13 protein-coding genes are annotated in these 14,287 nt (G+C 63.1%); 11 read left to right on the top strand and 2 right to left on the bottom strand.

Annotated elements, in window-relative coordinates:
- Positions 1-175 precede the first annotated feature (175 nt).
- On the bottom strand, positions 176-913 hold the full coding sequence (fabG, locus tag AC0L26_RS26730) for a 3-oxoacyl-[acyl-carrier-protein] reductase (protein WP_473635266.1): 738 nt from the start codon (positions 911-913) through the stop codon (positions 176-178).
- A gap of 59 nt (positions 914-972) precedes the next feature.
- A complete protein-coding gene (fabD, locus tag AC0L26_RS26735; RefSeq protein ID WP_473635267.1) occupies positions 973-1,914 on the bottom strand; it encodes an ACP S-malonyltransferase in 942 nt (313 codons plus the stop codon).
- Between the two features lie 246 nt (positions 1,915-2,160).
- On the opposite strand from fabD, the gene AC0L26_RS26740 reads away from it, so the two are divergent.
- From AC0L26_RS26740 to purF, 11 genes are all read left to right on the top strand, one after another.
- Positions 2,161-4,104, top strand: a complete 1,944-nt coding sequence (locus AC0L26_RS26740) for an LTA synthase family protein (protein ID WP_473635335.1) — start codon at positions 2,161-2,163, stop codon at positions 4,102-4,104.
- A 302-nt stretch (positions 4,105-4,406) separates the two neighbouring features.
- Positions 4,407-4,901, top strand: a complete 495-nt coding sequence (rpsF, locus tag AC0L26_RS26745) for a 30S ribosomal protein S6 (RefSeq protein ID WP_126040609.1) — start codon at positions 4,407-4,409, stop codon at positions 4,899-4,901.
- On the top strand, positions 4,901-5,149 hold the full coding sequence (gene rpsR, locus AC0L26_RS26750; RefSeq protein ID WP_006203718.1) for a 30S ribosomal protein S18: 249 nt from the start codon (positions 4,901-4,903) through the stop codon (positions 5,147-5,149). Before rpsF ends, rpsR begins: the two co-directional genes overlap by 1 nt.
- A gap of 207 nt (positions 5,150-5,356) precedes the next feature.
- Positions 5,357-5,941, top strand: coding sequence for a 50S ribosomal protein L9 (gene rplI, locus AC0L26_RS26755; protein WP_095496637.1), 585 nt, complete (start codon positions 5,357-5,359; stop codon positions 5,939-5,941).
- Between the two features lie 175 nt (positions 5,942-6,116).
- On the top strand, positions 6,117-7,406 hold the full coding sequence (locus AC0L26_RS26760) for a class I SAM-dependent methyltransferase (RefSeq protein ID WP_473635268.1): 1,290 nt from the start codon (positions 6,117-6,119) through the stop codon (positions 7,404-7,406).
- 85 nt (positions 7,407-7,491) lie between these two features.
- Complete coding sequence (locus AC0L26_RS26765; protein WP_473635269.1) at positions 7,492-7,815, top strand: YnfA family protein; 324 nt, start codon at positions 7,492-7,494, stop codon at positions 7,813-7,815.
- A gap of 3 nt (positions 7,816-7,818) precedes the next feature.
- Complete coding sequence (locus AC0L26_RS26770; RefSeq protein WP_473635270.1) at positions 7,819-8,781, top strand: small ribosomal subunit Rsm22 family protein; 963 nt, start codon at positions 7,819-7,821, stop codon at positions 8,779-8,781.
- A gap of 249 nt (positions 8,782-9,030) precedes the next feature.
- On the top strand, positions 9,031-10,521 hold the full coding sequence (locus AC0L26_RS26775) for a replicative DNA helicase (protein WP_352928892.1): 1,491 nt from the start codon (positions 9,031-9,033) through the stop codon (positions 10,519-10,521).
- Positions 10,522-10,605: 84 nt separating this feature from the next.
- The gene (gene radA, locus AC0L26_RS26780) at positions 10,606-12,009 is read left to right on the top strand and encodes a DNA repair protein RadA (protein WP_095483187.1); all 1,404 of its coding nucleotides are present in this window, start codon (positions 10,606-10,608) and stop codon (positions 12,007-12,009) included.
- A 28-nt stretch (positions 12,010-12,037) separates the two neighbouring features.
- Entirely contained in the window at positions 12,038-12,712 is a 675-nt protein-coding gene (locus AC0L26_RS26785; RefSeq protein WP_473635271.1) for a CvpA family protein, read from the top strand.
- Between the two features lie 78 nt (positions 12,713-12,790).
- The gene (gene purF / locus AC0L26_RS26790; RefSeq protein WP_473635272.1) at positions 12,791-14,260 is read left to right on the top strand and encodes an amidophosphoribosyltransferase; all 1,470 of its coding nucleotides are present in this window, start codon (positions 12,791-12,793) and stop codon (positions 14,258-14,260) included.
- Positions 14,261-14,287: the final 27 nt, after the last annotated feature.

Raw genomic sequence — 14,287 nt, forward strand, 5'->3', positions numbered from 1 at the left:
TTTTGTTTGTCTGTCTTCGTTAGCGGGCAGAATGCCGCTAATCAAGCTGAAAGATGGTCCTGCCGGAAACGCAATGGCACCGGACCGGTTTTTGCCCGAACCGCCGGGTTGCGGGCCGCATTACACGAAAATCGGCCTGGGTCCAAGGCGAAAAGGGGGTGTTTTCCCGCAACCGTCAAATCATCGCCATGCCGCCATTCACGTGAATGGTCTGGCCGGTGACATAGGCAGCTTCGTTGGATGCGAGGTAGGCGACGGCGGAAGCGACCTCGGCGCTGGTGCCCATGCGCCGTGTCGGGATCGCCGCCATGATCGCCTCTTTCTGCTTATCGTTGAGCTTGTCGGTCATCGCCGATTCGATGAAGCCAGGGGCGACGCAGTTGACGGTGATGTTGCGGGTGGCGATCTCCTGCGCCAGCGACTTGGAAAAGCCGATCATGCCGGCCTTGGAAGCGCAATAATTGGTCTGGCCGGGATTGCCGGTGACGCCGACGACCGAAGTGATGTTGATGATGCGGCCGTGCCGGCGCCGCATCATCGGATGGGTGAGTTCGCGGGTCAGCCGGAACACGGCGGTCAAGTTGACTTCAAGCACGCTATCCCAGTCGGCGTCCGCCATGCGCACGAACAGCCCGTCCTTGGTAATGCCGGCGTTGTTGACGAGAATGTCGACGCCTTCGAGATCGGCCTCGGCCTTCTGGCCGAGCGCCTTGACCTCGTCGCGGTTGGAAAGGTTCGCCGGGAACAGCTTGACCCGGTCGCCGAGCTCGGCGGCCAGCATCTCCAGCTTTTCGACGCGGGTGCCATGCAGCCCGACGATGGCACCCTGCGCATGCAACACCCGGGCGATCGCCTCACCGATGCCTCCCGACGCGCCTGTGACGAGCGCCTTGCGGCCAGTCAATTCGAACATGTCTTGTCTCCTGAGCTAAGAGAACACCCTTCACATGGGTGGGGTCAAATCGTGGTCGGTTATACGAGCGCCGCCAGTGCCGCCTCGACTTCCGCCGGCGTGCCGACGGCGCCAGTGGCGATATCGCGGTTGATGCGCCTCGCCAGTCCCGACAGCACCTTGCCGGCGCCCACCTCGTAGAGTGTCGCAACGCCATTCGCGCCGAACCACTCCACCGTTTCACGCCAGCGCACGCGGCCGGTCACCTGTTCGACAAGGCGGCGGGCGATTGCGTCCGGATCGCTGGACGGGGTGACCGACACGTTGGAGACCACGGGCGCCAACGGCGCGTTCTTCGTCACCCCGGCCAGCGCCTCGCGCATGATCTCGGCCGCCGGTGCCATCAGCGCCGAATGGAAGGGCGCCGAGACCTGCAGCATCAGCGCCCGCTTGGCGCCCTTTTCCATGCACAGTCTCGCCGCCAGTTCGACCGCCGCCCTGGCGCCGGAGATCACCAGTTGGCCACCGCCATTGTCGTTGGCGATCTGGCAAACTGAATCTTTGGCCGCTTCACCGCAGGCGTCTTCGACATCGGCGTGTTCCAGCCCGATGATCGCCGCCATGGCGCCTTCACCGGCCGGCACAGCCGCCTGCATGGCGTTGCCGCGGATACGCAAGAGCCGGGCTGCATCGGCGACCGAAACGAAACCGGCGGCGGCAAGTGCCGAATATTCGCCGAGCGAGTGGCCGGCGACATAGTCGACCTTGTCCCTCAGCGAGAAGCCGCGCGATTCCAGCGCCCGGATCGCGGCGAGCGACACAGCCATCAGCGCCGGTTGGGCATTGGCGGTCAGCGTCAGCCTCTCTTCCGGCCCTTCCCAGATCAGTTTCGACAGGTTTTCGCCAAGCGCGTCGTCAACCTCTTCGAAGATCTTCCGCGATTCCGGAAAGGCGTCGGCGAGATCCTTGCCCATGCCGACCGCCTGGCTGCCCTGTCCCGGAAAGGTGAATGCGATGGCCATCTGTGGCTCCCAAGCGCTGATTTTTCCTGCCTGTGACGCAAGGCGGGCGGGCAAGTCAAGTCCGTCAGCGACCCAACCCGGCCGGCTCCGGCTCGGCATCGCTGGCCGAGTGACTGTTCCAAAAGGCTTTTTGTCGATCACTCATGATGAAAATCGCTCACGATTCGTTTGCTGGCTCTTCTTATTTTAGCCACAGGCGCTAGCTTTTCGTGACATATCGATGACAGCTCAGTGACGCTTTTGTGTATGGTCGGGGGAAATTGTAGGTTGGCAAGGACTAGGAAACGCGCCGGCAGAGCCGCGCCACAGTTTCTGGAAGGCGATCCGGCCACCGGCTATCTGCCAGGCCGGAAATGGCCTGTTATCCGCTACGGGCTCGTCAGCCTGCTTGCGGCCGCTGTCCTGGTGTTTGCGATCGAGCTGATCGTGCGCGGCGACTTTGCCGGCACCGTCGCCTTCTTCCTGCAGCCTTTCAAACCGGGCTGGACCACCATCATCATTTTCGCGTTGATCCTGATCGGTCTCGACGCCGTGCTCGGCCGCAGTCACCAGAGTCTGATGATCGTCGCGCCGCTGACGCTGGCGCTGGCCTTTGTCGGCCATCAGAAATCGCTCTATCTCGGCGATCCGCTCTATCCGACCGATTTCTTGTATTCACGCCAGATCGTGGCGCTGATGCCGCTTCTGGTGCGCGAACGCCCGGGAACCGCCCTCGCCTTGGCGGTTGGTATCATTGGCGGCCTGTCGCTGCTCGTCTATGGCTGGCGGCTATGGCGGCGCCGGGTGCCGGCGCTCAGCCGCAAGGGGCGCCTGGCCCGGCTGACGCTGACCGTGCCGCTGCTCGCCTTCTTCGTCTCGATCATGGATTACGCCACCTTCTCGTGGACGCGTGACCGGTTGCAGATCATCCCGATCATGTGGGATCAGAAGGAAAACTACGCCTCCAACGGCTTCGCGCTGGCCTTCGCGCTCAACGTGCCGATGGCCCATGTCTCGGCGCCTGCGGGCTATTCCGACAAGTCGATCGCAGCGATCGACAGGCCCGACGTGACGGCATCGGTACCGGCCGAGAAGCCCGACATTATCATCGTCATGAGCGAATCCTTCTGGGATCCGACCGAGTTGCCCGGCGTCGCCATTACGCCCGATCCGATTCCCAATGTGCGGGCGCTGCGCTCGGGTTCGATGTTCTCGCCTGAATTCGGCGGCATGACCGCCAATGTCGAGTTCGAGGCACTGACCGGCTTTTCCAACGCCTTCCTGCCGGCCGGAAGCATCCCCTACCAGCAATATGTCCGCGCGCCCGTGCCGTCGATGGCGACGTTCCTGAAGAGCCAGGGCTATGAGACGCGCGCCATCCATCCGGGCACGAGCTGGTTCTGGAACCGCACACCCGTCTATGCGGATTTCGGCTTCGACGACTTCAAGTCGGAAGAAAACCTGCCGTACCTCGAAAAGCGCGGGCCGCTGGCCTCGGACGCAGCGATGACCGACGAGATCATCCGCGAGGCCGACGCCACCGACGATCCGTTCTTCCTCTTTGCCGTCAGCCTGCAGAACCACGGCCCCTACGAGCCGAATCGCTACTACAATCCGACCCACAAGGTGCAGGCGCCGACCAGCCAGTGGGCGAAGGATTCGCTGCTGAGCTTTACGGAGGGCGCAGCCGACGCCGACAAGGGCCTCGGGCGCCTTGTCGAATGGGCGAAGAACCGCCGGCGCCCGACGGTCATCGCCTTCTTCGGCGACCATCTGCCGCCGCTCGGTCCAGTCTATGTCGAGACCGGCTTCCTCAAGGATAATGTCGCGCCGCGCAAAGAACCACCTGACCAAATGCTGCTGCACCACCAGACGCCGCTGGTCGTATGGTCGAACCGCACCGGGCCAGCCGAGGAGATGGGCGCAGTAAGCCCTGCCTTCCTGCCCTACCATATCCTGACCGCGGCTGGGATCAGCCATCCCTATTACACCGGCTTTCTCGGCCAGATGCGCGAGCATTACCGTGTCGTCGACCGCAATCTGCTATTGACGCCGGCCGGCGAGGCCACGCCGGATTGGGCGCGCAAGAAGGAAATCGACCCTGCCATTCGCGATTTCCGTCTGCTGCAATATGATATGATGTTCGGCAAGCGCCGAGCGGCGCCCGACTTCTTCCCGGAAACAGTGAATAAGCTCCCGCATACAAGCTGAAGCTGTCGCGACATGTCGTCCTGCGGCGGTGGGTCTTCGGACTCGCCCTTGCCATCCAGCCGGATTCCTGTATAGACGCCCGCAATCTGCCGGTCCTTGCTGGGGGCTGAACGGAGGGCCGGAGGTTTTTCGAAACCTTCGTGTGGGGCCAGAAGCGCTTCCGCCTCCCGTGTCTCCGCTCTCGACCGTCTCGTCATGCTCCTTTCTTCCCCGCCTCCTCTAGGGATCGGCGGGTCAGAGAAGTTGCAGAGGCTTTTGCCGCCGGGAACCGGGAGAGAAACGAAGAAAGGCTTGAGAACAATATGGCTCTTTACGAACATGTGTTTCTTGCCCGGCAGGACCTCTCGCAGCAGCAGGTCGATGCGCTTGTCGAACAGTACAAGGGCGTCATCTCAGCGAATGGCGGGTCCGTCGGCCGGGTCGAGAACTGGGGACTGAAGTCCCTCACCTACCGGGTCAACAAGAACCGGAAGGCGTACTACACGCTGATGGACATCACCTGCCCGCCGGCTGCGCTCAACGAGATGGAGCGCCAGATGGGCCTGTCCGAGGATGTGCTGCGTTTCCTCACCATCAAGGTCGATGCGCATGAGGAAGGCCCGTCGGCGATGATGCAGAAGCGCGAAGAGCGCTCTGAACGCGGCGGCTTCGGCGATCGTGACCGTGGCCCGCGCTCGTTCGGTGACCGCGATCGCGGCGACCGTGGCGATCGTCCGCCGCGCAGCTTCGGTGGCGACGCTGGTGCAGACCGTGGTCCGCGCCGTCCGCGCGAAGGCGTTGAAGGGAGTGCAGAATAATGGTCGACATCAATCAAATCCCGACCCGGCGCCCGTTCCACCGCCGCCGCAAGACCTGCCCGTTCTCCGGTGCAAACGCGCCCAAGATCGACTACAAGGACGTACGTCTTCTGCAGCGCTACATTTCCGAGCGCGGCAAGATCGTGCCGTCGCGCATCACCGCCGTCAGCCAGAAGAAGCAGCGCGAACTCGCCAAGGCGATCAAGCGCGCCCGCTTCCTCGGCCTGCTGCCCTACGTGGTTCGCTAACACTCTTCAGCGGGCGGTTCGCCGCCCGCTTCCCACGGCGACGGGCGCCGCAGGGTTGCCATCAAATCCCGGGTTGAGGTGATACCTCTAACTGCCGCGACAGGCAGGACAGCGACATTGGCGGCGACGCCCTCTGCTTCCTGACCTGTTCCAGACAATTCGGCGTCGATGCCAGTGATTTTGGCGCCCAAACGAAGGAACAAAACCATGGATGTCATTCTTCTCGAGCGCGTATCCCGCCTCGGCCAGATGGGCGACACCGTCAAGGTCAAGGACGGATTCGCCCGCAACTTCCTGCTGCCGCAGGGCAAGGCGCTGCGCGCCAACGAAGCCAACAAAAAGAAGTTCGAGGGACAGCGTGCCCAACTCGAAGCCCGTAACCTCGAGCGCAAGTCCGAGGCCATGCAGATTTCGGAAAAGCTCGACGGCAAGAGCTTCATCGCCGTGCGTTCGGCAGGCGAAACCGGCCAGCTCTACGGCTCGGTATCGACCCGCGACATCGCCGAGCTGCTGACCGCGGAAGGCTTTTCGGTCAACCGCAACCAGATCCTGCTCAACCAGCCGATCAAGACCATCGGCCTTACCAATGTGGCGATCGCGCTACATCCGGAAGTCGAGGTCACCATCACGCTCAACATCGCCCGCACGGCCGATGAAGCCGAGCGCCAGGCCAAGGGCGAGACGCTGACCACCGCCGAAGCCATCTATGGCGAAGACATCAACGACAATGCGCGCCCGGATAACTTCTTCGACCCCAATGCCGAGTTCGAAGGCGGCGAAGACAACGGCTGATTGCACTTCATAGGGGTCAGCGCGGCGCCTAAACAATTTCGTCGGCTTCCAGTCATTTCTGGACCAATGCCTGGGCGCCTCGCCCGGGCATTTTTGTGCCAACAGGAACTTTTCGAAACCCTATATGTTGATGCAGAATAGGACAGCTTGTCTGACCGAGAGGGGACAATTGGTCATGAATATTCTGTTGAAACGCGTTCTCGACCGGCTGGTGCGCACCGGAAATCTCAAAGTAACCGGACCGAAGGGCTTCTCGGTCATTTTCGGCGACGGCAGCGGCGAGCCAGTGCACATGCACATCAAGACCGCGCATGCCGAGCGCGCCATTACCTTCGATCCGATGCTGGCGGTGCCGGAAGCCTATATGGACGGCGAACTCGACATACTCGAGGGCGGCGTGCTGGGGGTCATGCGCATCGCTTTCCAGAACATGGGTAGCGGCGGCATCGATGCCACATGGTCGAAGGCGATCGAGGGCCTGCGTCACGCCTTCCGCCGCCTGCAGCAGATCAACACGGCGGCGCGCGCGCGCCGCAACGTGCAGCGCCACTACGATCTGTCGGGCGACCTCTACCGGCTGTTCCTCGACGAGGACATGCAGTATTCCTGCGCCTATTTCGAGCAGCCGGATATGACGCTCGATGAGGCGCAGGCCGCCAAGAAGCGCCACATTGCCGCCAAGCTCAGGCTGAAGGCCGGCCAAACCGTGCTCGACATCGGTTCCGGCTGGGGCGGGCTCGGTCTCTATCTCGCCAAGTCCTTCGACGTGGACGTGCAAGGCGTGACGTTGTCGACCGAGCAGCATGGCGTCGCCACCGACCGGGCACATGCGCAAGGTCTGGAAAACCGCGTGCATTTCGAATTGAGGGATTATCGCGAGCTCAACGAGCGCTTCGACCGGATCGTCTCGGTCGGCATGTTCGAGCATGTCGGCGTCAACCACTTCCGCACCTTCTTCGACAAATCGGCGACGCTCTTGAAGCCGGACGGCGTCATGCTGCTGCACACGATCGGCCGCTCCGGCGTGCCGTGGGCAACCAGCGCCTTCATCCGCAAGTATGTCTTCCCGGGCGGCTACATCCCTGCGCTATCGGAGGTGATGCCGGCGATCGAGAAGTCGGGCCTCGTCGTCACCGACATCGAAATCCTGCGGCTGCATTATGCCGACACGCTTAAGCATTGGGGCGAGCGCTTCGCTGCCAATCGCGACAAGGCCAAGGCGATTTACGACGAGCGTTTCTGCCGCATGTGGGAGTTCTATCTGGCGGCCTCTGAAGCCGCCTTCCGCTGGCAGGACCTGGTGATCTTCCAGATCCAGATTGCCAAGAAGAACGATACTTTGCCGATGACGCGCGACTACATGGCCAAATGCGAGAAGGCGCTGGAGATGCGCGACATGGGGCATCGCCCAAAAGCCCCTGCCGCCAAGCCCGCCCGGCGCCGCAAGGTGGCGGATACGGAATAGACTTCCGGCGATTTCGCCATTGCCGCTTGCCATCGCTGGCCCGCACGCTGAAAAAGGTCTCGCCGTCGCCGCGAGACCTTTTTTCATGACCTATCTCATCTACATCGTTGCAGCCCTTGCCGAGATCGCCGGCTGCTTTTCGATCTGGGCGTGGTGGCGGCTGGAAAAGTCTGCGCTGTGGCTAGCGCCAGGCTTGGCCTCGCTCGCCCTGTTCGGCTTCCTGCTGGCGCTGGTCGACATCGGTGCGGCGGGCCGCGCTTATGCCGCTTATGGCGGCATTTACATCGCCGCCTCGCTAGGATGGCTGTGGCTGGTGGAGGGAGTGCGCCCCGACCGCTGGGACCTCGCCGGTGCCGCGCTCTGCATCGTTGGTGCGTCGGTCATCCTGCTCGCGCCTCGGGGAGCATGAGCCATGGAACTGCCTATCCCGCTTCGACAGGGCGTCGAGCGCCTCCTCGAGAAAGTGCCGCTGCCGGCGCTGAAGCAAGCGGCAAGAACGCTGTCGGACCGCTACCGCGCCGAGCTGCGCGACGGCCGGCTGCACATGGCCGAGGAGATGGCGGTCAAGGCCTATCTGGCAACACGGCTGCCGGCGACCTACGCCGCCGTCCGTGCCAGTCTGGATGCGGTCAGCGAGGCGAGGCCCGATTATGCGCCGAAAACCCTGCTCGACGTCGGCGCCGGCCCAGGTACAGTGCTTTGGGCCGGTCTCGATCTCTGGCCCGACCTCGAGCAGGCGGTGCTGATCGAGGCGAGTGCCGCAGTGCGCCGGGTCGGCGAGGTTCTTGCCGCTAAGGCGATGACGGCCAGGATTGCCTGGCTGGCCGGCGATGTCACGGTCGACCTTGCCGATCTCAAGCCGGCCGATCTGGTCACCTGCGCCTACGTACTGGACGAGATCGCTCCGGCGTCACTGCCAAAACTCGTCGACCGGCTCTGGCATCTGACCGACGACACGCTGCTGGTCGTCGAGCCGGGCACGCCTGCCGGATGGCAGCGCATCCTTGCCGTGCGCCGGCACCTGATCGAGGCAGGCGCGCATGTGCTTGCGCCTTGCCCGCATGAGGCGCCCTGCCCGCTCGTGGCGCCCGACTGGTGCCATTTTTCGCGCCGTGTCGCGCGTTCGCGCCTGCACCGGCTGGCCAAGGATGCCGACGTGCCATGGGAGGACGAAAAATTCATCTATGTCGCTGCCTCGCGGCAGCCCGCCCCTTCCCGCTCGGCGCGCGTGATCGCGCCGCCGAAATCGGGTTCCGGCAAGGTTTTGCTGAAACTCTGCGAAAAGGACGGCCGCGCCGACGAGAAACTGTTCACCAAACGCGACGGCGAGATGTTCAAGGTGGCGCGGCGACTGGGCTGGGGGGACACAATCTAATCTCGCGTCCACTCCTGATGCAGCTTCCTCCTCTTCGATTTTGTTCTTGCTTTGTTCAACGCGTCGCGTAGAATCGCAACCTTGCCGTGTCAAATGGAATCAGAGCCCGGGAATTCTGTCCTGTGGACGGTTTGCCGTTCCTGTGAACAGCGGGCATCAACGCTGTTTGAGCGCGAGTGATGCATATAAGTCAGCACCGGCTTTTCCTCGTTCTGTTATCGAGAGGCCGGGATCGAAATCGGGGACATCATGGCAGAAGCAGCGCGAAAATTCGGCGTGGCGGAAACACCGCTCTATCGCGAGGCGCCGAACAACATCGAAGCCGAGCAGGCGCTGCTTGGCGCCATCCTGGTCAACAACGACGCCTTCTACCGCGTCTCAGACTTCCTCAAGTCAGGCCATTTCTACGAGCCTTTGCACAGAAAAATCTTCGAGGTCGCCGCCGAGCTCATTCGCATGGGCAAGGTGGCGACGCCGATCACGCTGAAGACCTTCCTGCCCGCGGACGAGAAGGTCGGCGACATGACGGTTGCGCAGTATGTCGTGCGGCTGGCCGTCGAGGCGGTCACCGTCGTCAACGCCGCCGATTACGGTCGCGCAATCTACGATCTCGCTACGCGACGCGCACTGATCACCGTCGGCGAAGACATGGTCAATATCGCCTATGACGCGCCGGTCGACATGTCGCCGGGCGAACAGATCGAGGACGCCGAGCGGCGCCTGTTCGAACTGGCTGAAAACGGCCGCTACGATGGTGGTTTTGAGAGTTTTTCCGATGCGTTGAAGAATGCCGTCGACATGGCCAGTGCCGCCTATATGCGCGACGGCCACCTGTCGGGAATTGCCACCGGCCTGCGCGATCTCGATAACCGCATGGGCGGCTTGCAGCCATCGGATTTGATCATCATCGCCGGGCGCCCGGGCATGGGCAAGACGTCGCTGGCCACCAACATCGCGTATAACATCGCTGCCGCCTATGAACCTGCACAGCAGGCCGACGGCTCCGTCAGGGCGGCCAATGGTGGTGTGGTCGGCTTCTTCTCGCTCGAAATGTCGTCGGAGCAGTTGGCCACCCGCATCATCTCCGAGCAGACAGAAATCCCATCGTCGAAGATCAGGCGTGGCGATTTGACCGAAGCCGATTTCGGAAAGCTTGTCGCGTACACCCAGGAGAACCACAAGCGTCCGCTGTATATCGACCAGACAGGCGGTATATCGATTGCCCAGCTTGCGGCTCGCGCTCGTCGCCTCAAGCGCCAGCGCGGGCTGGATTTAATGGTCATCGACTACATCCAGCTCATGCAGGGCTCGTCTGCCAAAGCGTCGCAGAATCGTGTCCAGGAAATCACCGAGATCACCACCGGGTTGAAGGCGCTTGGCAAGGAACTGTCCGTGCCGATCATCGCGCTTTCCCAGCTCTCGCGTCAGGTCGAAAGCCGTGACGACAAGCATCCTCAACTGTCCGACTTGCGCGAATCGGGCTCGATCGAGCAGGACGCGGACGTGGTGCTGTTCGTTTACCGCGAGGAATATTACATAAAAAACAAAGAGCCGGAGAAAGGCACGCCAGAGCATCTTACCTGGGAAGCCAAGATGGCCGAGGTTCAAGGCAAGGCCGAAGTGATCATTGCCAAGCAGCGCCACGGGCCGACCGGCACTGTCAGCCTTGCCTTCCAGGGCGAATTCACCCGCTTCTCCGACCTCGCCGAGGAGCATCATCTGCCGGACAGGTTTGAGTGACCTCTTGATACAGGTCTCACTCCGCCTCATCTCGCCAAGCTACCTGCCGTTTACCCCGGCCGATCATCAAACGGCATCAGCCTGATGGCCAAGTCCCGCGTCCAGTTCATCTGCCAAAATTGCGGTTCGGTGCATCAGCGCTGGGCCGGCAAATGCGATGCTTGCGGCGAGTGGAATACGCTGGTCGAGGAAGGCACGTCCGGCGGCATCGGCTCGGGTCCGGCCAACACGCGCAATGCACGCAAGGGCCGCGCCGTGGTGCTCACGACTTTGTCCGGCGATATCGAGGATGCGCCGCGCATCGTCTCCGGCATCGGCGAACTCGACCGCGCCACCGGCGGCGGCTTCGTGCGCGGCTCGGCCCTGCTGGTCGGCGGCGACCCCGGCATCGGCAAGTCGACGCTGTTGACCCAGGCGGCCGCGGCCCTCGCCGCAAAGGGCCACCGCATCGTCTATGTCTCGGGCGAAGAGGCCGTCGCTCAGATCAGGCTGCGCGCGCAACGGCTCGGCGTCGCCGACACGCCGGTGGAGCTGGCGGCCGAGACCAATGTCGAGGACATCCTCGCCACAATTGCCGACGGCAAGCGGCCGGACCTGGTGATCCTCGATTCGATCCAGACCTTGTGGACCGATATGGCCGATTCGGCGCCCGGCACCGTCACCCAGGTCCGCGCCGCCGCCCAGGCGATGATCCGCTATGCGAAATCCACAGGGGCGGCGATCGTGCTCGTCGGCCACGTCACCAAGGAAGGCCAGATCGCCGGGCCGCGCGTCGTCGAGCATATGGTCGACGCCGTGCTCTACTTCGAGGGCGAAGGCGGTCACCACTACCGCATCCTGCGCACGGTCAAGAATCGCTTCGGACCGACCGACGAGATCGGCGTCTTCGAAATGTCTGATATGGGCCTGCGCGAGGTCGCCAACCCGTCCGAGCTTTTTCTTGGCGAACGGCATGCGAAAGCGCCGGGCGCGGCGGTTTTCGCCGGCATGGAAGGCACCCGTCCGGTGCTGGTCGAAATCCAGGCGCTGGTGGCGCCGTCGTCGCTTGGCACGCCTCGCCGCGCCGTCGTCGGCTGGGACGGCGCCAGGCTGTCAATGATCCTCGCCGTTCTCGAAGCCCATTGCGGGGTCCGCTTTGGTACCCACGACGTCTATCTCAACGTTGCCGGCGGCTACCGCATCTCGGAGCCGGCCGCCGATCTGGCGGTGGCGGCCGCACTGGTTTCATCGCTCACCGGTCTTGCCCTTCCGGCCGATTGCGTCTATTTCGGCGAAATCAGCCTTTCGGGCGCCGTGAGGCCGGTTGCGCACGCGCAGCAGCGCCTAAAGGAAGCCGAAAAGCTGGGTTTTGGAAGCGCGGTTCTGCCCTTGGGCAGCGAGGAACTTGCCGGGGGGATAGGGGCCGGCGCTTTCCAGCCCACCGAGCTTGCCGATCTCGTGGCGCGCATAGCCGGCTCACGGCGCAGCCGTGCCGACGAGCAAGAGTGACGCGGCTCATGAAGTGGGGCAAAAAGACATGCCGATTACGCTGCTTGACGGAATTCTCGTCGGCTTCACCTTGGTTTCGGCGATGCTCGCCATGGTTCGCGGCTTTTCGCGCGAGGTCCTCTCCATCATCTCCTGGATAGCGGCAGCGGCGGCGGCGTTCTTCCTCTACAAACCGGTCCTGCCTTACGTTCAGCCCTATGTCGATAATGAGAAGATCGCCATGGTGGCCGCCGCCGGCATCGTCTTCATCATCGCACTGATCGTGGTTTCCGTCATCACCATGAAGCTGGCCGACTGGATCATCGATTCCAGGATCGGTGCGCTCGACCGCACACTCGGTTTCCTCTATGGCGCAGCGCGCGGCATTCTGGTCGTCGCGGTGGCGCTGCTGTTCTTCAACTGGCTGGCCGGCGCCAAGGCTCCCGGCTGGATTGCCAACGCCAAGTCGCGGCCGCTGCTCGAATCGGTCGGAGCCAAGCTCGAAAGCCTGCTGCCCGAGGATCCGGAAAACGCGATCCTCAACAGGCTCAATCCTAGCCAGCCGGCACCCGAGACCGGCGCCGAGACGCCCCCGGCCGCCGACGCACCCGCGGCGGACGCGCCGGCAACCGGCGACGAGACCGATACTCCGGCACCCGACAACAGCGGAACCGACGCGCCACCGGCCGACAATGCACCGGCTAGTCCGGCGCCGGCAAACTGACGATCATGTGAAAGCCGCAAACTCCACGTTGCTCTCGAGCAGTCATCACACTATATAGCGACTTTAGCGGAGCTGAAGATGGCAGACGCAGACGACGTGCTTTCCGCCGAAGCCGACGATCATTTCCATGACGAATGCGGTGTGTTCGGTATTTTCGGCCGGCAGGACGCCGCAGCTATCGTCACGCTTGGCCTGCATGCGTTGCAGCATCGCGGCCAGGAAGCGGCCGGCATCGTTTCCTATGACGGCACCCAGTTCCATGTCGAACATCATGTCGGCCTGATCGGCGACACTTTTACCAAGCAGCGCGTCATCGACAGCCTGCAAGGCAACCGCGCGATCGGCCACACGCGCTACGCCACCACGGGCGGCGCCGGCCAGCGCAACATCCAGCCGTTTTTCGCCGAGCTCGCCGATGGCGGCTTCGCCGTCGCCCACAACGGCAACCTCACCAACGCCATGACAGTGCAGCGCGCGTTGCAGAAACAAGGCGCGATCTTCTCGTCGACTTCCGACACCGAGACGCTGCTGCATCTGGTCGCCACCAGCAGGGAACGCGATCTCAACTCGCGCTTCATCGATGCGGTGCGTCAGGTCGAAGGCGCCTTCTCGCTGGTGGCGATGACGGCAAAGAAGATGATCGGCTGCCGCGATCCGCTCGGCATCCGCCCGCTGGTGCTCGGCGATCTCGACGGCGCCTGGATCCTGGCTTCCGAAACCTGCGCGCTCGACATTATCGGCGCGCGTTTCGTGCGCGACCTGAAGCCCGGTGAGATGGTCGTCGTCACCAGCAAGGGCATTGAGAGCCTGTTTCCTTTCGAGCCGCAGAAGACCCGCTTCTGTATCTTCGAATATGTCTATTTCGCGCGTCCCGATTCCTCGGTCGAAGGCCGCAACGTCTACGAGGTGCGCAAGCGCATCGGCGCCGAGCTGGCGCTCGAAAGCCCGGTCGAGGCCGATATCGTCGTGCCGGTGCCGGACAGCGGCACTCCGGCGGCGATCGGCTTTTCGCAAGCAGCGGGCATCCCGTTCGAGCTCGGCATCATCCGCAATCACTATGTCGGCCGCACCTTCATCCAGCCCGGCGATTCGATCCGCCACATGGGCGTCAAGCTCAAGCATAACGCCAACCGCCGCATGATCGAAGGCAAGCGCGTGGTGCTGGTCGACGATTCGATCGTGCGCGGCACCACCAGCCAGAAGATCGTGCAGATGGTGCGCGATGCCGGTGCCAAGGAAGTGCACATGCGCATCGCCTCGCCGCCGACGCGCGCCTCCTGCTTCTACGGCGTCGATACGCCGGAGAAGTCGAAGCTCTTGGCATCGCGCATGTCGGTGGAAGAGATGGCCGAGTTCATCCGCGTCGATTCGCTCGGTTTCCTCAGTATCGACGGGCTGTACCGCGCCGTCGGCGAGGCTGGCCGCGATAGTGAGCAGCCGCAATTCTGCGACGCCTGCTTCACCGGGCAATATCCGACCCGGCTTGCCGACTTCGAGGGTTCGGACAATGTGCGCACGCTGTCGCTCTTGGCGGCGGGCGGGTCGTAAGATTTTCAACTCCGGAGCGAGGTAAGA

This window comes from Mesorhizobium sp. WSM4823, from assembly GCF_055811195.1.

Coding starts and splice junctions, on each gene's coding strand:
- purF (WP_473635272.1), top strand. CDS start 12,791: ATGGCAGACGCAGACGACGTGCTTTCCGCCGAAGCCGACGATCATTTC.
- rplI (WP_095496637.1), top strand. CDS start 5,357: ATGGATGTCATTCTTCTCGAGCGCGTATCCCGCCTCGGCCAGATGGGC.
- radA (WP_095483187.1), top strand. CDS start 10,606: ATGGCCAAGTCCCGCGTCCAGTTCATCTGCCAAAATTGCGGTTCGGTG.
- AC0L26_RS26770 (WP_473635270.1), top strand. CDS start 7,819: ATGGAACTGCCTATCCCGCTTCGACAGGGCGTCGAGCGCCTCCTCGAG.
- rpsR (WP_006203718.1), top strand. CDS start 4,901: ATGGTCGACATCAATCAAATCCCGACCCGGCGCCCGTTCCACCGCCGC.
- rpsF (WP_126040609.1), top strand. CDS start 4,407: ATGGCTCTTTACGAACATGTGTTTCTTGCCCGGCAGGACCTCTCGCAG.
- fabG (WP_473635266.1), bottom strand. CDS start 913: ATGTTCGAATTGACTGGCCGCAAGGCGCTCGTCACAGGCGCGTCGGGA.
- AC0L26_RS26775 (WP_352928892.1), top strand. CDS start 9,031: ATGGCAGAAGCAGCGCGAAAATTCGGCGTGGCGGAAACACCGCTCTAT.
- AC0L26_RS26760 (WP_473635268.1), top strand. CDS start 6,117: ATGAATATTCTGTTGAAACGCGTTCTCGACCGGCTGGTGCGCACCGGA.
- fabD (WP_473635267.1), bottom strand. CDS start 1,914: ATGGCCATCGCATTCACCTTTCCGGGACAGGGCAGCCAGGCGGTCGGC.
- AC0L26_RS26765 (WP_473635269.1), top strand. CDS start 7,492: ATGACCTATCTCATCTACATCGTTGCAGCCCTTGCCGAGATCGCCGGC.
- AC0L26_RS26740 (WP_473635335.1), top strand. CDS start 2,161: ATGGTCGGGGGAAATTGTAGGTTGGCAAGGACTAGGAAACGCGCCGGC.
- AC0L26_RS26785 (WP_473635271.1), top strand. CDS start 12,038: ATGCCGATTACGCTGCTTGACGGAATTCTCGTCGGCTTCACCTTGGTT.